Genomic DNA, 16,293 nt, shown 5'->3' with positions numbered 1-16,293 from the left:
TAGAATTATTTATCTTAATTCTCTCCGCCGAAACTCTGCAGATTCCAGGTAAAACTCAATAGAAAATACCTGGTAATCTGATTAGTCCTGCTCTCTGTAGTCGTATTGTCTGTAATCGATCTGGTCAGGTTATTGCCTTGATTTAAAAAGTCATTTCCTTCCAGTTTCACACTGGCCTGTTTATTCTTGAAGAATGTCTTCTCAATAGAACCATTGATAATAAACGGGTTTGTAGCATTAACAGAGAATCCCTGGTTGATAGTTTTGTTTGCATTCACCCCCAGTATCAAACTCTTTAAAATAAACACCCGGCTATCCATATTAAATGTCCAGATCTGTAACGTATTCGAATTAAAACTTCTGATCGAATACATATTACTATTGTAAGCATAATTCGCACTGGTATGCAGCATAATCCATTTCCGGTTCATCCTTATCCCAACCCTTTGATTCACATTAACACCCTTACCAATATTCTTCACCTCCTCTGCAAATGAAACACGGTGATTATAATTAATACCACCAACCATTTCAAACGTATATTTCTTCTTTCCAAATGGCAAAGACCAGTAATAATTAGTACCGAAATTATAATTACCATTGGTATTCAGATAATGCGTCTCCTGGTTAAAATTCTTCAACGAATCCGGAACCAGCTTATCCGGGATCAATAATGTATTCGATACCACTTGATTTTGTGTGAGCGATCCTCTTAACCCTACCTGTAAATTACTTCCGTTCTGTGGATTACTATGGTTATAATTCAGGTTAATCATATGATTAAACGCTGCCTTCAAATCTGGATTCCCAATCACTATATTGTTTAAATTACGCGTATCCCTTACCGGCTGCAACTGGTTAAAATTAGGCTCTGCACTATTTCCTTCATAGAACACATTGAACTGATTTTTAGTGGAAATCATATAATTTAAACGTGCAATTGGCGAAAAGTTAAAACCCGCACGGTAAACCTTATCCGCCCGCCCATCATATGCCCCGGTTAGTAAACTCGGCTGTCCTGTTACCCCAAGAACATAATTTATTTTTTTCGTTTCATACCGGTAATTGACCCCAATGATATGTTTACTAAAAGAAGAAGTATAAGAATTACTTAAGGAATCTATTTCTCTGATATTTCCCGATTGATCCCTGTCTTTAGTATCCAGGCTATTTCTTGTATGGCTCAATGAAAAAAGATAACTAAAATCCAGGCTTTTTTTAACCAGTGAATCTTTCCCCTTATTCAAGGGCTCTGTGAAAGTCAGATTCGCATTCAGACTAGTTGTCCGGTTACGGTCATCTACCAATTGATTCAATAACGAATCTTTAACTGCTTGACCCGTCTTCGGATCATAATACTTAATCTGATTATCCAGATCACTGTTATTAGCAGTAAGACCAGAAATCCCATAAATTCCAATAGATAAGATCCTGCCCGGTTTTTTTAACCTACGGGCCATAGAAAATTCAGTATTAAAATTAGGATTCTGCTGCCTGGTGATTCGTTGTGTATTCAAATCACGGCGGACAACACCAGTTTGTAACGACTCATTTATTGAGGTACTATTTGTGTTTTGTAAGCCCCCCCTGAATCCTCCCCTGATATAATTTCCCTCATCTGTAGACTCCAGGCTCAGGTCGAGGGTATGGCTGTTATTTTTAGAAGAATTTGTATTTGCAGATTTATCATAGATAATTCCCTGAGGATTTACCGTTTCAATTAAACTCTGTTGTATGCTTTCATTTTTATTGTAAGCATAATTATAGTTACTGCCGAAAATCAGCTTCTCAGCCACCTTATCTCTATAACTGAGCCCCAAATTGGAATTCGTATTGATCCCTGCACCTGTATTCGTATTGCCTGCATTCGCATTGACACCAATTTGCCGGAGATCCTTCCACAAGTAATCATTCAGATTTAAAGCATAACGCTTGTCCGTTCCTGCGCTTGCTATTGCACTGCCAAAATTCCCGCTATTCCGGTCTGACTTCAGGACAACATTTAAAATTTTTTGTGGCTCTCCTGTTTTGATCCCTGTGAAGTTTGCTTTATCACCATAATCATCAATAAACTGGATTTTGGAAACTGTACCCGCCGGCAACTTTGAAATAAACTCCTTCACATTCCCAGTAAAAAAGTCCTTCCCATTCACCCGGATTTTAGTCAGTTGTTTACCCACCGAAGACACATTTCCATCTTTATCAATCTCTACACCCGGCAATTGTCTCAGTAAATCTTCGACCTTATCATTTTCATGAACAGCATAAGCATCGGCATTAAACTCTACCGTGTCTTTCATCACCCGCATAGGGACTACCTTCCCTTTGATCACAACCTCATTTAACTGAAGCGCAGAAGACTTTAAAAGCACTGTTGGTAAAGCTTGTTCCGCTACTCCATCTTTCAGCGTAAAGACTTTGTTATAAGGAGCATAACCTATACCCCGGATCAGGAGCATAACGCTTCCACCCTTCAAATTGGAAAAGCTAAAGCTTCCTCCGGTATCTGTATTACTGCTTAAAGTATCTTTTCCCGCAATCAAACGCACATTTGCCCCCGGGATGCCCACCTTCGTGGTATCCTGAACAACACCACGAAGGTGAATACCACTTTGCGCATTTACCGAAAGAAGCAGCACTGTATTTAAAAACAGGAATAGAAGAAGGGCTGGATAGATCTTCAAAATCGTGGTTGGCAATTATAAAAAAGGTGGCTATTGGCTATTATGTCTTTCTGATCCTGATGATATGTAACCAATGCATCACTTTCATTAACGGATAAGTAGGATCAAATTCGAACCATTTAGAAGCAAAATTTGGGTTATTAGGCTTTTTATGGTGGTTATTTTGAAATAACTCTCCCATCATCAGGAAATCCAGTGGAAGAGAATTTTTACTGTGATCATTATTATCATGATTTGAATACCCGTATTTATGACCACACCAGTTCACAATTGCCCCATGTAAAGGTCCCATCAGAAAATGGATTGGCAACAATAAGAACATCCACCACGCCGTAGCAAAAGTCACATAAAACCAGATATAGAAACCAATGAAAACCATTCTTGTGATCCAGGAATCACCGATTTTATCAATCAGCGGCCATGAAGGATAATTATCACGGAACTGTTCTTCAGGCTCTTCATTATATTTTGCATAGTTCAGATAGATATTTTTAGTCTGTATCATCATTCCCCATACATCCTTTACAAAATGCGGAGAGTGCGGATCTTTCTCTGTATCGCTGAAAGCATGGTGCATCCGGTGAAGAATCGCATACGCCCTTGGATTTAAGAAAGAAGAACCCTGGGACAGAAAAGTAATGGTATAGAAAAACTTCTCCCAGAACGGATTCATTTTAAACATTTTATGCGAAGCATAACGGTGTAAAAAGAAAGTTTGAGAAAAAAGTGACAAGAACCAGTGCAGTAGAAAAAATATTAATATGATCATATTGAATTGGGTATACTATAGAACGGAACATCTTTCGGGATATTCTGATTACAAAAGTAAGGAAAAGAAAAGGGATTTGGCGCGGAATGTTTTGATTACTAATTTCTTGTTGAATACCGACATGCGCAAAACAGAAAAAGAAAAAAGCACGTATTTGATTTCAGTATCAAACACGTGCCGGAATATGATTATCTGCCGAAATCGTCCGATACACGTACAATATCAGCTTCATCAGATGGATTGGAAGGATCAGTATGCTGCCAGATTTCAGAAACAATACCCCAGTCATCCAAACCTACCAGGCGATGTCTTTCCCCTTGTTTTAATTTAATAGTTTGTTCAGGAATCAATTGTTGTACAGCTCCCTGCTCATCAGTTTCGCTTGTAATTACACCAACTGTACCGCTTACCACTCTCCATATTTCAGCACGGCGATGGTGATATTGCCATGATAAACGTGTATTTGGTGCAACGATCAAAATCTTGGGACTTAATTTTCCTGAAATTTTCAGCTCTTCTACATTTAGTCCGTCAAAGTAAACATTGGCAAACTGTTGTGCTTGTGCTTCATCAATCACAAAAAAACCACCCCAGGGACGGGTCTCATCACGATTTACTACGTTAAAACCTTCAATTTTTAGTCGCTGTGCAACACTGTCGAATATTTCTTTTTTCTGATCTGACATTATATATAAATATTTTAATGCTCAAATATAAGAAACAGTTTAAAATTCATCTGATTATTTGTTCAGGCTAAATACCTATTTAAAGTCCCCCAGCCTTTCGCTATCCTAAATGCATTGCAAAATATCAGTTACACAAATAAACATCCCCGCAATCCATTAAAGAACCCGTTTAAATTTAAACACGCACAGGCAACATAAATATAAACAGGCTAATATTTGACTTTAATATTTGTATTTTCGCGTCATAATGGGAGGAAACGGTAAATACAGATCCTAATTATACCATTAGGTATTAAATATAATCTTACTTTTGTAAGAGTTTGTCTAAAGTTTAAACAGACTCAAAGAGTTAATCAGCGCTGTAAAGGCGATGATGAATCATTAATTTATATATGCATATGTTAAAAAGAGTTGTTATCACAGGGATTGGGGCATTAACCCCTTTAGGAAATGATGTAAATACTTTCTGGAGCAATACCATAGCTGGAAAAAGCGGAGCTGCAAAGATTACCCGCTTTGATGCCTCCCTCTTCCGCACGCAATTTGCTTGTGAACTCAAGGATTATGACGTTACAAAATATTTAGACAGGTCAGACATTAAAAGAACAGACCGTTTTACACAATATGCGCTGGTGGCGTCTGATGAGGCAATCAAAGACTCTGGCTTTGAATTTGACAAAATGGACCCATTTGATGTGGGTGTAATCTGGGGATCCGGACAAGGTGGAATGGATACTTTCGAGCAACAGTCTGCTGAATTTGCGCTGGGAAATGGTACACCACGTTACAGCCCTTTCTTTGTTCCAAAACTGATCGCTAACATGGCTTCAGGAATGATTTCTATCCGTAATGGATATATGGGAATCAATTACACAACTGTTTCTGCTTGTGCAACCTCTAACACAGCAATTATGGATGCATTTACTTATATCCGTTTGGGTAAAGCAAAAATCATTGTAACAGGTGGTTCAGAAGCGCCGATTTCTGCTTCTTCAGTAGGTGGATTTTGTGCAATGAAAGCAATGTCAGCACAAAATGACACGCCTGAAACAGCTTCAAAACCATTTGACATTAAACGTGATGGTTTTGTAATGGGCGAAGGTGCAGGTGCACTGGTCCTGGAAGAATACGAGCATGCCGTAAAACGTGGTGCAACTATTTATGGAGAAATTGGTGGCGCTGCAATGACTGCGGACGCTTACCATATGACAGCAACTCATCCTGAAGGTTTAGGCGCATCTCATGCGATGAAATTAGCCCTTACAGAAGCTGGTTTAACGATCCATGATATTAACTATTTAAATACGCACGCTACTTCTACCCCGGTTGGTGACCTTTCTGAAACTAAGGCTGTAAGTAATCTGCTGGGAACAGGTAAAAATGACTTGTTCATTAGTGCAACAAAATCTATGACCGGGCACTTATTAGGTGCAGCCGGAGCTATTGAAGCAATTATCTGTTTATTATCGATGCGTGACAGTATTATTCCACCAACCATCAATACAGACGAACTTGATCCTGCAATTCCATCAAATCTGAATATTGTTATTAAAGAAGCAATCTCAGCTAAAGTTACCTCAGCAATGAGTAATACTTTTGGTTTTGGTGGTCACAACGGAATTGTTGTTTTCAAATCTTTGTAAATAAAATCATTTCAAGCCGGCACGTTGTTCAAGCATGCCGGCTTTTTTTATGTTTTAAAATGAAGGTTTTATACTTTTAGCTGAAGGATAACCTGCTCTACAGTAATCAGGATTTTATCCAGATTTGAAGAATGACCAGTAATTTTTGCGATCATAATCCCTCCTTCAATCAATGCAATGATAGAATACGCGATCCGGTCAACATCAATGTCTGCTTTAAACTCCCCAGCTTCCATCCCGGCAGCAATCAGGTTACCAATATCTTTTTTCCAATCCGTTACTGCTTTGGCAGCTTTTGCTTTTAATAACGTATTCGTATCATCAGCCTCTACCGCAGTATTCAGGATCGGGCACCCTCCTGTTGGAAAAGATGCTCCGCTGAAGCTATGATAAACCTGTGCATAAACCATCAGTTTTTCCTGATAGCTGACTGCCTTTTGCATCCGCTGTGCAATAGTTTTTCTGATCTTGGATAAATTATAATCAAACACTGAAAGTGCAACATCCTCCTTATTCTCAAAATTGCCATAAATACTTCCCTTAGTCAGGTGAGTAGCCTCCGTCAAATCTGACAATGAAGTCCCTGCATATCCTTTCGTATTAAATATACCCGCTGTAGTTTCAATGATAAACTGACGGGTACGCTCTGCTTTTGACAATACATTATCCATAAAACAAAAGTCCTGAAAATTTCTATCCCAAACCATAGCTTACGTAACAAATTCTCAGAAGAATCCTAAACAGCTTCGTATAATAATTGCATAGTAAAATTATTATACTAAATTTATTTTCGATAACCAATTATAAACCAACCTCCTGATAAAGGAAATGGATTAGAGGCCATATCCCCTTTAAATCCGAACCACTTAAACTATGAACACATTAGGCATTTACGACTACGTCGTTTTCCTCGTTTACTTCCTCATCGTCGCCCTCTACGGCTGGACAGTTTACCGCAAAAAACAAGCACAAAAGGAAAATTCAAAAGATTTCTTCCTTGCAAAAGACTCCTTAACCTGGTGGGCCATCGGCGCCTCTCTTATTGCCTCTAATATTTCAGCAGAACAATTTATTGGAATGAGCGGATCGGGCTTTACCATGGGCCTGGCCATTGCCAGTTACGAATGGTTAGCCGCTGCCACCTTGATTATTGTCGCTATATTTTTTATTCCTGTCTATATCAAGAATAAAATCTATACGATGCCCCAATTTCTGGGACAGCGGTACAACAGTACTGTAGCAATGATCATGGCTATTTTCTGGCTCTTACTGTATGTGGTCGTCAACCTGACCTCTATCCTTTACCTCGGCGCTTTAGCTATTAACAGTATCTCAGGGATTAATATTACCGCCTGTATGTACGTACTCTCTGTTTTTGCCGTAATTATTACCCTCGGCGGGATGAAAGTAATCGGTTATACAGATGTTATCCAGGTATTTTTCCTGATCCTTGGTGGTCTGGCCACAACCTACCTTGCGCTGGAATTAGTCTCTACACATTTTGGGACCACCGGTGTATTTAACGGGTTGTCACTCATCAAAGAAAAAGCTGTTGATCACTTCCAGATGATTTTCCACAAAGAAGATGCAAACTATATGGATTTGCCAGGTTTATCAGTATTGATAGGTGGAATGTGGATCGTTAACCTCAACTACTGGGGCTGTAACCAATATATTACACAAAGAGCATTAGGTGCTGATTTAAAAACGGCCCGCAGTGGATTATTATTTGCTGCATTCCTGAAATTACTGATGCCAGTCATCGTTGTTTTACCAGGTATTGCTGCTTATGTATTGTACAAAGAAGGCTATGGGGATTTCCAAAAAGCCATGTTGAAAGATGGCTCGTTAAATGCAGATTCAGCTTATCCTGTATTGCTTAACCTTTTACCGCAAGGACTAAAAGGGTTATCTTTTGCAGCTTTAACAGCCGCTATCGTAGCTTCTCTTGCAGGAAAAGCAAACAGCATCGCGACCATATTTACACTTGATGTTTACAAAAAAGTAATCAATAAAGATGCGGACGAGAATAAACAAGTTATCGTTGGCCGGATTACAGTTATTGTAGCCATGGTCCTTGCGATCATTATTGCACCACAACTCGGAATTGATAAAAAAGGAGGTTTCCAGTTTATCCAGGAATATACTGGTTTTGTTTCTCCGGGTATTTTTGCCATGTTCTTATTGGGGTTCTTCTGGAAAAGAACAACTTCCAATGCAGCATTATTTGCAACTATCGGTGGTTTTATCCTGTCCGTTGTGTTTAAAGCCCTGCCATTATTTGCTAACCTGGAATGGTTAAGCCCTTATGGTTTTTCAAAATTGGTGGAACAGAAAAATGGTGCGATGTTGTATGAGATCCCATTCATTGACCGGATGGGCTTTGTATTTGCAATTTGTGTAATTGCCATGTTCATCATCAGTAAACTGGAAAACAGGAACGGCATCAACCCTAAAGGACTTGAGGTTGACAGATCTATGTTTAAAACCAATCAGAGTTTCGCTATAGGATCATTGATCGTAGGGGGAATTATCGTTGCCTTATACAGCCTTTTCTGGTAAAATATCCCATTGATAAAATATCCCAAAAAAAACAAAGCCCCTCCATAAAAAGAGGGGCTATTGTATCCATTTGTGTGTGTGTGTGTGTACGGAATTTCATCTACCCAAAAGTTCAAATTCCTTTTATTATCTACATTGGCAAGCAACAAAACACACCGATGAAGATCCCTTAGGCAACTACCATTACCCGATTCCGGAGTTCGAATCTAACCTATTGACTGTAAAACGTAAGCAAATCAGCAAACGCTACAGCAATTGAAAATTTATTTTAATCTTTCAGCAAATTCGCTTTCGTATACTCCCAGTTCATCCTTGCGATATTCAGCACAGAGATTCCCTGCGGACACTCCACCTCACAAGCTTCCGTATTACTGCAATGCCCAAAACCCTCTTCATCCATACGGGAAACCATTTTCAGTACCCTTTTCGCCGCTTCTTTTTCTCCCTGCGGAATTTTGGCCAGATGAGAAACCTTGGCAGAAGTAAAAAGGGCAGCACTTGAATTTTTACAAGTAGCCACACAAGCACCACAGCCAATACAAGCAGCCGAATCAAAAGCAGATTCCGCAGTTTCGTGCGTAATCAATAAAGTATTGGCCTCCACAGGCTGTCCAGTATTAGCCGTAATAAATCCACCCGCCTGTATAATACGGTCAAAAGCTGAACGGTCAACCTTAAGATCGCGCTTTACAGGAAAAGCAGTAGCCCTGAAAGGTTCCACATAAATTGTAGCACCATCTTCAAATTCCCGCATATGCAGCTGGCATGCTGTTAAACCCGGAACCGGCCCATGAGCCTGCCCATTGATCATCATCCCGCAAGTTCCGCAAATTCCCTCCCTGCAATCATGATCGAACTCCACTGGCATTTCTCCCTTAAGGATCAGCTGCTCATTTAAAGTATCCATCATTTCCAGAAAAGACATGTGGTGATCCACCTGATCCAGCATATAATCTACCAGTTTCCCTTTAGCTTTTGCATCTTTCTGACGCCATATTTTAAGATGTATCTTCATGATTCCTAACTATAACTTCTTACTGATAATTTAATAAATTCGAATTTTAAGTGCTCAGGGTGTAATACAGGAAGACTATTTTTTCCCCTCCATTCCCATGCAGACACGTAACAATAATTTTCATCGTCCCTTAACGCTTCGCCATCCGCAGTTTGATATTCTTCCCTGAAATGTGCACCGCATGATTCTTCTCTGCTTAATGCATCATGACACATCAGCTCTGCGATCTCCAGGTAATCAGCCACCCTGCCTGCTTTTTCCAGTTCGCTGTTAATTTCACCAGCTGTTCCAGGAACAATCAGGTCTTTATAAAACGCTGTTCTTAATATTTTAATCCCTTCAATAGCTGCTGTCAACCCTTCAGCAGAGCGTGACAAACCACATTTATCATATAATAATTTCCCTAATTTTTTATGGAAGTAATCTGCTGTTTTTGTGCCTTTGAGCTCACAAAGTCCGGTCAGCTGCGTGACAACTTCTTTTTCAGTCCGGTCAAATTCAGGATGATCAGTCGTTATCTTTTCTTTCTTCAACTCCCCTGATAAATAATTAGCCAGGGTATATGGAAGGATGAAATAACCATCTACACAGGCTTGCAACAAAGAATTTGCCCCTAGCCTGTTTGCACCATGGTCTGCAAAATTAGCCTCTCCAATGGCAAATAAACCTGGAATAGTAGTCATCAGTTCATAGTCCACCCATAAACCACCCATTGAAAAATGTGCAGCAGGAGAAATCTTCATTGGTGCAGCATACGCATCATCGGCAGTTATCTTTTTATACATAGAAAACAGGTTTCCATACTTCTCTTTGATCTTCTCCTTGCCCTGCTCTTTGATTGCTTTTGAAAAATCGAGATACACTGCATTCCGCTGTGCGCCGACCCCGAAACCAGCATCAATTCTTTCTTTAGCTGCTCTGGAAGAAATGTCTCTTGGTGCCAGATTACCAAACGAAGGATAACGTCTTTCCAGATAATAATCTCTTTCCTGTTCAGGAATATCATTTGCAGCCCTTTGTTCATCTGGTAATTGAGGAACCCAGATTCTTCCGTCATTCCGCAATGATTCTGACATCAGCGTTAATTTCGACTGATAATCTCCCGATTGAGGTAAACTCGTCGGGTGAATTTGTGTCCAGCTTGGACAAGCCATCAGCGCTCCTCTTTTATGTGCCCGCCAAATGGCCGAGCCATTACAGCCCATAGCCAGCGTGGATAAATAATAAATCTTACCAAACCCGCCTGTAGCTATCACTACAGCTTCGGCAGCAAAACGTTCTATTAATCCAGTGTCCAGATTTCTTGCAATAATTCCTTTAGCTTTCCCTTCTATGACCACCAGATCCAGCATTTCATGCCTGCTGTATAAATTAACTTTCCCAAGAGAAACCTGCCGCATCAATGCCTGATAAGCACCCAGCAGCAATTGCTGTCCGGTTTGTCCCCGCGCATAAAAAGTACGGCTCACCTGCACTCCGCCAAAAGAACGGTTACTCAGGTATCCGCCATATTCCCTCGCAAAAGGTACACCTTGTGCTACTGCCTGATCGATCAGATTTAAAGAACATTCCGCTAAACGGTATACATTAGCTTCACGTGCCCGGAAATCCCCGCCTTTCAGCGTATCATAAAACATCCTGTAAACAGAGTCTCCATCATTCTGATAGTTCTTGGCTGCATTCACGCCGCCCTGAGCAGCTACTGAATGTGCTCTTCTGGCAGAATCCTGGAAACAGAAAGAAGTGACCGGATAACCCTGTTCAGCTAAAGAAGCAGCAGCAGATGCGCCAGCAAGCCCGGTTCCAACCACAATAACAGGTAATTTTTTCCGGTTTGCAGGATTGACCAGTTTAGCCTGCGCTTTGTACTGACTCCATTTAGTCTCTAACGGGCCAGCTGGTATTTTAGCATCTAATTCCATAATCCGAATTGAGTAAGGTGAACATAAACCGGTATCACTGCAAAACCGATAGTAATTGCATAACTGTACACTGTACCAAAGGTTTGTACGAGCGCGGCATATCCCGGATGGTATAAGCCCAATGTTCTGACAGCACTTTTAAAACCATGTAAAAGGTGAAAGCCTAAGGCAAACATCGACAGTACATAAAGCAATACATACCACCATGATTTAAAGGCATGGACAACTACTACATATAAATCCTTATTTCCATTTCGATCAAAGGGTACCGTCCCGAATTTATAGACATACCAGAAATCTTTGAAATGGATGACCAGGAAAATCAAGAGTATTGTACCTAGTATCCCCATATTTCTTGAATACCATTTACTGGCCTGTTTCCGGTTATCATAAGCATATTTTGTTGCCGTTTGTTTATTTCTCACGGTGATGATTAATGCATCCACTGCATGCGCAATCAGTGAAAGATACAGTACATAAGAAATCATTTTAATAAATATATTGCCTGATAAAAGATCAGAATAGTGATTAAAACGCTCTGCTGCCCGGTCTGCTGGCAGCAGCAACTGTAAATTTCCCAGTAAATGGATCACCAGGAAAAAACACAGGAACAGTCCGGTCAGGGCCATCAGGTTTTTCCGTGATAAAGTGCTTTTAAGAAAGGTTAACTTCATGTCTTTTTATTTAATAAACTCCGGTGACTTTCCACCATAAACCACCTAATCCCATCCAGATTGCCAATAATGCTATCCCGACGATCAATCCCATAATCCACCACTGTTTAACATCCACATACCCACTTCCAAAATATACTGGTGCAGGGCCATGTGCATAATGTGTAATGGTCCCAAACAAGGAACCTGTAAAACCTAGCATCAGTGCCAGTAACAATGGAGGGACGCCCATAGCGATGCCTACGGCTAATAAAGCGGCATACATTGCGGCTACATGCGCAGTTGCGCTGGCAAACAGGTAATGGCTCAGAAAATAAACAACGATAATAATTGGGAAAGCCAATGTCCAGGACATTCCTAAAAGTAAAGTTTGTATTAAATGTCCAAACCAGGGAATGAAACCAAGTTCGTTGAGTGATCCGGCCATCATCACCAGCGTTGCAAACCAGACAATAGTATCCCAGGCTCCTTTTTCAGCTTTGACATCTTCCCAGGTCAATACCTGAGTAAGTAATAAAATAGAAAGCCCGATAAATGCAGTTGTTGTCGCATCAATTTTAAACAGATCTCCAGTTACCCAAAGTACCAGTAAGATTACGAATGCCAACAGCATCAGCCATTCATTTTTTGTAATTTCCCCCATCTCTTTCAACTTTGCTATAGCCATTGCTGGTGCTTCTGTTGTTTTTTTCAACTCAGGAGGAAAAATCTTGTACAATAAAAAAGGTATAATAATTACGGAGGCCAGTCCGGGAACAATTGCCGCCCAGAACCACGACATCCAGCTGATATGGATACCCATATCTGCTGCAAATTTCTGACACATCGGGTTACTCGCAGTTCCAGTCAGGAACATAGCCGAAGCAATCAGGTTCATATAATAACTGTTCAAAGTCAGGTATGCCCCTACTTTACGGTGCGTTTCCGCTTTATCGGGCATAGAACCCAGGCTCATGGCCATAGATTTCATAATCGGATAAATAATCCCTCCGCCTCTGGCTGTATTACTTGGAATAGCCGGAGCAAGTATTAAATCGGCAGCGCCCAGACTATAAGCCAGCCCCAAAGAACTTTTACCAAATAATTTGATAAAAATATAAGCGATCCTGCTTCCTAAACCAGTTTTGATAAAGCCACGGGCGATAAAAAAACTGATCCCGATCAGCCAGATTACCTTATCCCCAAAACTTCTTAAGGCGAGTGTAATTGATTTTCCCGGATTGCCCGGAGCAAGCACACCGGTCATGGCAACCAGCGCGATAGCCATCATACAAAGCGTGCCCATACTGGCAGCTTTCAGGATGATCCCGACAATAGTAGCCAGAAAGATCGCCAGTAAATGCCAGGCTTCAGGTTTAACACCTTCTGGCGCCGGAATAAACCAGATCGCGAGTCCGAATACCACGGTAATCAGCAATGGAATAGGTTGAATTTCTTTTTTTGGAGGCGCCGCCGCCGCTGTAGTAGCTGTAGATTTCATGATCGTATTTTAACTTATAGTCTTGATTGGACCTGTACAATAAACATTTCATTATTATATTGTATAGTTCCGGGAATATTTCTTTTATACCGGTCGATATTAACCCCAAACTGGATACGGGCACTATAAGCCTTTAAAAACTCTGCACTGACCATAGGAGTCCAGGTTTGTCTTGGATTATTAGCAGCATGTTTAAAATCGTTGTTAAAATTCTCGTACCGGCAAGAAAATTCCAGAGAACTTAAACGGTGATAATTGATCGCATACCTGAGATTGGGTAGAAAATACAGACCATGCATCTGGTAATTGTCCACTCCGCCAACACGTTTAGCAGAATCCAGTCCATAATAAAAGGTATGGTTATTTCCCTGCTTAAATTCTGTTTCTATTTCCAACGACCACTTTTTGCCCAGGGGAACAACACCAGATAAATCTACACCAGCAGCATATACGTTGCTTCCTAAGACGGTTGCCAGGCCACCATTCAATCCTAATTTAATCTTCAGACTTTTTTGCAAGCCTAATTCTACCCGGGTAGAAAAGTGTTTTCCATTGTCATTATCCATCAGTTGATTCCTGTTATTTCCGTTGATTACAGAAAGTTCATATTTGACAGGGATCTCTCCATGCGTTGCCCCATAAATACTGGCCCCAATCTGGAAACTTTGCCAGCCATTATTCCCGAAAGCGGTGTACTGATTAGAATAATCCATGGATTTAATCACATCAACAGGATACATATCCTCCAGACCGAAAGCAGGTCTGAATTGCCCCATCTTCAGATTTATAAAATTATCCAGCCTATAGGTGATATAAGCATTCTCCAATACTTTATTCTTGGGGTCAGTTTTAAAATCTGCCAGGTTCAGCAATAACACCACATCCGTACGATCTGATATTTTCGAGGTAAATTGCAACCTTGCACGTTTAATATCAAAATCATTATAAACCGCTTTACCATCAAGATGATGCAGACCATTTAAATCAATATTTTTATTGCCGCTGAAAAGATACCGGGCCTGAAATAGCCCCCGCATGGTAATCTTTCCTTTAGCTGTGGAATCTTGTTTCACAGGCTCCTGCGCCCGGATTTGGAAAACGCCAGTTAAGGAGAGTACCACTAGGATTAAGAATTTATTCATATCATTTTAATTATCAGCTAAAAAAACCTGTGGTGATCTGTTAAGCCTATATAAAGGTCAGGGAAAATGGTGTGCTGGCGCATGTCTGTGATCATCACAAAATATGATCCTCATCAACAAAATTCAGTTCTTATAGTCATTGTTAAATAAGACGTGAAATAGTTTAAAATAAATAACTGAGTAGAATTAGCAAATTTGTATTACGCCTATTTATTTAGAATCATTACACACATCTCTAGGAATCTTAAATTAATATCATTTACTTTGCGTTCTTTATCTTAATTCATTCTAAATAAATGGTATGAAGGCCTTTGACCTTCCCCCGATTTACAATTAGGCTCCGGTTATGACTTTAAAAAAGATCAATGCATGGTTACATTTATGGCTGGGACTTGCTTCAGGCCTGATTGTATTTATTGTAAGTATTACAGGATGTATTTATGTTTTTGAAAAAGAAATAAGAAGCCTCTATCAGCCATGGCAGTTTGTACAACCTCAGGAAAAATCTTTCCTGTTACCGACCCAGCTAATCGCGCATGCAAAGCCAGAATTAGGCAAATTAAAACCTACTTCTATCAATTACGGACAGAAAAATGAAGCAGCTACCGTTAATTCTCTAAACCGTAAAAAAGGGACAAGCCTGGTTATTTATATGAATCCTTACACCGCCGAGATCATTCACATTGACCGCAAGAGCAAAAGGAGCAATGTCGATTTCTTCCGGTTTATTCTGAACGGCCACCGTACACTCTGGATGGGAAAAACAGGTTCCAAGGTAATCGGAGTTGGTGTATTGATCTTTGTGTGCCTACTAATTTCCGGTATCGTTTTGTGGTGGCCTAAAAAGTGGATCAAATCAATCAAGGATCAAAGCTTTAAAATTAAATGGAGTGGCAGCTTTAAACGCGTGAACTATGATCTGCATAAAGTTGCAGGGTTTTATGTCTTTCTGGTCTTACTGCTGATTTCATTAACAGGTCTTGTCTACAGTTATAAATGGTATAGCAAATCTTTATACTGGGTAACTTCGGGTGGAAAATCTTTAGAAGCAAAGCCAAGGCCTTTATCAGATACAACTACAAATGCTGTGTTTCAGCCCAAAAATATTGATAAAATTTACAGTAAACTGGCTACGACAAGTCAGGCAGCAGGTATGTTTATTACGCTTCCTGCAAAATCTTCTGATGCCATAGGCTTTATTGTTTATTTAAAAGCAGGTACATTTTATAAAGCAGACAGATACGCTTTCGATCAGTATACGATGAAGCAATTTGCTGGTAACTCTCCGCTGCTGGGGAAATACGAGGATGCGAGTATTCCCGATAAAATCAGGAGAATGAACTATGACCTGCACGTGGGCTCGGTGATGGGCCTTCCCACCAAAATCATAGCCTTTTTAGCCAGCCTGATCTCTGCAAGTCTGCCAATTACCGGATTTTTAGTATGGTACGGTAAGAAATTCAAAAAGAAAAAAGGGAAGAAACCATTGGTTCAGGAAAAAATGGTCCTGAAGAAGAAAATTTCTCCATGGGAGCTTAAAAAAGTGCGTACTGCAGCTATGCAGGAACCTGTCATTTAACTTCACTAAATCATTCTGGGATTACACCGGATTACTGCTCTTTTTTTATAGGGGTTTTGGCTAGGTACTGTAGGGGTTGTGTTGTAGGTTGAACTAGCATTGAACTAGTATTCGACTACCCTTGAAGTAGCCCAGGC

General features: G+C 40.2%; 12 protein-coding genes. 3 read left to right on the top strand and 9 right to left on the bottom strand.

All coding sequences use genetic code 11. The features are described 5' to 3' along the window. Positions 1-14: 14 nt before the first annotated feature. The 3 genes from AY601_RS24595 to AY601_RS24585 form a co-directional block, all read right to left on the bottom strand. Positions 15-2,684 carry an outer membrane beta-barrel protein gene (locus AY601_RS24595; protein WP_068406572.1) on the bottom strand — a complete coding sequence of 890 codons (2,670 nt, stop codon included), beginning with the start codon at positions 2,682-2,684 and terminating at the stop codon, positions 15-17. 40 nt (positions 2,685-2,724) lie between these two features. Beyond that, on the bottom strand, positions 2,725-3,453 hold the full coding sequence (locus tag AY601_RS24590; protein ID WP_068406565.1) for an acyl-CoA desaturase: 729 nt from the start codon (positions 3,451-3,453) through the stop codon (positions 2,725-2,727). Positions 3,454-3,641: 188 nt separating this feature from the next. Then, complete coding sequence (locus tag AY601_RS24585) at positions 3,642-4,139, bottom strand: phosphoheptose isomerase (RefSeq protein ID WP_068406562.1); 498 nt, start codon at positions 4,137-4,139, stop codon at positions 3,642-3,644. Positions 4,140-4,537: 398 nt separating this feature from the next. Here AY601_RS24585 and fabF point away from each other — a divergent pair, with 398 nt between their 5' ends. Further along, positions 4,538-5,782, top strand: a complete 1,245-nt coding sequence (gene fabF, locus AY601_RS24580; protein WP_084359458.1) for a beta-ketoacyl-ACP synthase II — start codon at positions 4,538-4,540, stop codon at positions 5,780-5,782. A gap of 68 nt (positions 5,783-5,850) precedes the next feature. On the opposite strand, the gene AY601_RS24575 is transcribed toward fabF, so the two are convergent. Further along, a complete protein-coding gene (locus tag AY601_RS24575; RefSeq protein WP_068406557.1) occupies positions 5,851-6,453 on the bottom strand; it encodes a TetR/AcrR family transcriptional regulator in 603 nt (200 codons plus the stop codon). Between the two features lie 202 nt (positions 6,454-6,655). Here AY601_RS24575 and AY601_RS24570 point away from each other — a divergent pair, with 202 nt between their 5' ends. Further along, entirely contained in the window at positions 6,656-8,344 is a 1,689-nt protein-coding gene (locus AY601_RS24570) for a sodium:solute symporter family transporter (protein WP_068406555.1), read from the top strand. A 268-nt stretch (positions 8,345-8,612) separates the two neighbouring features. Here AY601_RS24570 and AY601_RS24565 read toward each other — a convergent pair whose 3' ends face one another. From AY601_RS24565 to AY601_RS24545, 5 genes are read right to left on the bottom strand one after another with little or no spacing between them, the layout of a single operon-like run. Beyond that, positions 8,613-9,359, bottom strand: a complete 747-nt coding sequence (locus AY601_RS24565; protein ID WP_068406553.1) for a succinate dehydrogenase/fumarate reductase iron-sulfur subunit — start codon at positions 9,357-9,359, stop codon at positions 8,613-8,615. Positions 9,360-9,364: 5 nt separating this feature from the next. Continuing rightward, complete coding sequence (locus AY601_RS24560; RefSeq protein ID WP_068406551.1) at positions 9,365-11,281, bottom strand: fumarate reductase/succinate dehydrogenase flavoprotein subunit; 1,917 nt, start codon at positions 11,279-11,281, stop codon at positions 9,365-9,367. Next, the gene (locus tag AY601_RS24555; RefSeq protein WP_068406549.1) at positions 11,272-11,955 is read right to left on the bottom strand and encodes a succinate dehydrogenase cytochrome b subunit; all 684 of its coding nucleotides are present in this window, start codon (positions 11,953-11,955) and stop codon (positions 11,272-11,274) included. Before AY601_RS24555 ends, AY601_RS24560 begins: the two co-directional genes overlap by 10 nt. A 10-nt stretch (positions 11,956-11,965) precedes the next feature. Continuing rightward, positions 11,966-13,435 (bottom strand): anion permease, encoded by a 1,470-nt coding sequence (locus AY601_RS24550; RefSeq protein WP_068406546.1) that lies wholly within the window; start codon positions 13,433-13,435, stop codon positions 11,966-11,968. A gap of 14 nt (positions 13,436-13,449) precedes the next feature. Next, positions 13,450-14,577, bottom strand: coding sequence for a porin (locus AY601_RS24545; RefSeq protein WP_068406543.1), 1,128 nt, complete (start codon positions 14,575-14,577; stop codon positions 13,450-13,452). Positions 14,578-14,923: 346 nt separating this feature from the next. Between AY601_RS24545 and AY601_RS24540 the strand changes: the two genes are divergently transcribed. Beyond that, positions 14,924-16,156: a PepSY-associated TM helix domain-containing protein gene (locus tag AY601_RS24540; RefSeq protein WP_068406540.1), complete on the top strand. Its 1,233-nt coding sequence runs from the start codon at positions 14,924-14,926 to the stop codon at positions 16,154-16,156. The last annotated feature ends 137 nt before the right edge of the window (positions 16,157-16,293 follow it).

Source organism: Pedobacter cryoconitis (genome assembly GCF_001590605.1).
Lineage (GTDB): Bacteria > Bacteroidota > Bacteroidia > Sphingobacteriales > Sphingobacteriaceae > Pedobacter > Pedobacter cryoconitis_A.
This window is presented reverse-complemented; position numbering and strand designations above follow the sequence as displayed.

Bases quoted from the DNA above. Each gene is read 5' to 3' on its own strand.
- AY601_RS24590 (WP_068406565.1), bottom strand. From the start codon at position 3,453: ATGATCATATTAATATTTTTTCTACTGCACTGGTTCTTGTCACTTTTT.
- AY601_RS24585 (WP_068406562.1), bottom strand. From the start codon at position 4,139: ATGTCAGATCAGAAAAAAGAAATATTCGACAGTGTTGCACAGCGACTA.
- fabF (WP_084359458.1), top strand. From the start codon at position 4,538: ATGTTAAAAAGAGTTGTTATCACAGGGATTGGGGCATTAACCCCTTTA.
- AY601_RS24575 (WP_068406557.1), bottom strand. From the start codon at position 6,453: ATGGATAATGTATTGTCAAAAGCAGAGCGTACCCGTCAGTTTATCATT.
- AY601_RS24570 (WP_068406555.1), top strand. From the start codon at position 6,656: ATGAACACATTAGGCATTTACGACTACGTCGTTTTCCTCGTTTACTTC.
- AY601_RS24565 (WP_068406553.1), bottom strand. From the start codon at position 9,359: ATGAAGATACATCTTAAAATATGGCGTCAGAAAGATGCAAAAGCTAAA.
- AY601_RS24560 (WP_068406551.1), bottom strand. From the start codon at position 11,281: ATGGAATTAGATGCTAAAATACCAGCTGGCCCGTTAGAGACTAAATGG.
- AY601_RS24555 (WP_068406549.1), bottom strand. From the start codon at position 11,955: ATGAAGTTAACCTTTCTTAAAAGCACTTTATCACGGAAAAACCTGATG.
- AY601_RS24550 (WP_068406546.1), bottom strand. From the start codon at position 13,435: ATGAAATCTACAGCTACTACAGCGGCGGCGGCGCCTCCAAAAAAAGAA.
- AY601_RS24545 (WP_068406543.1), bottom strand. From the start codon at position 14,577: ATGAATAAATTCTTAATCCTAGTGGTACTCTCCTTAACTGGCGTTTTC.
- AY601_RS24540 (WP_068406540.1), top strand. From the start codon at position 14,924: ATGACTTTAAAAAAGATCAATGCATGGTTACATTTATGGCTGGGACTT.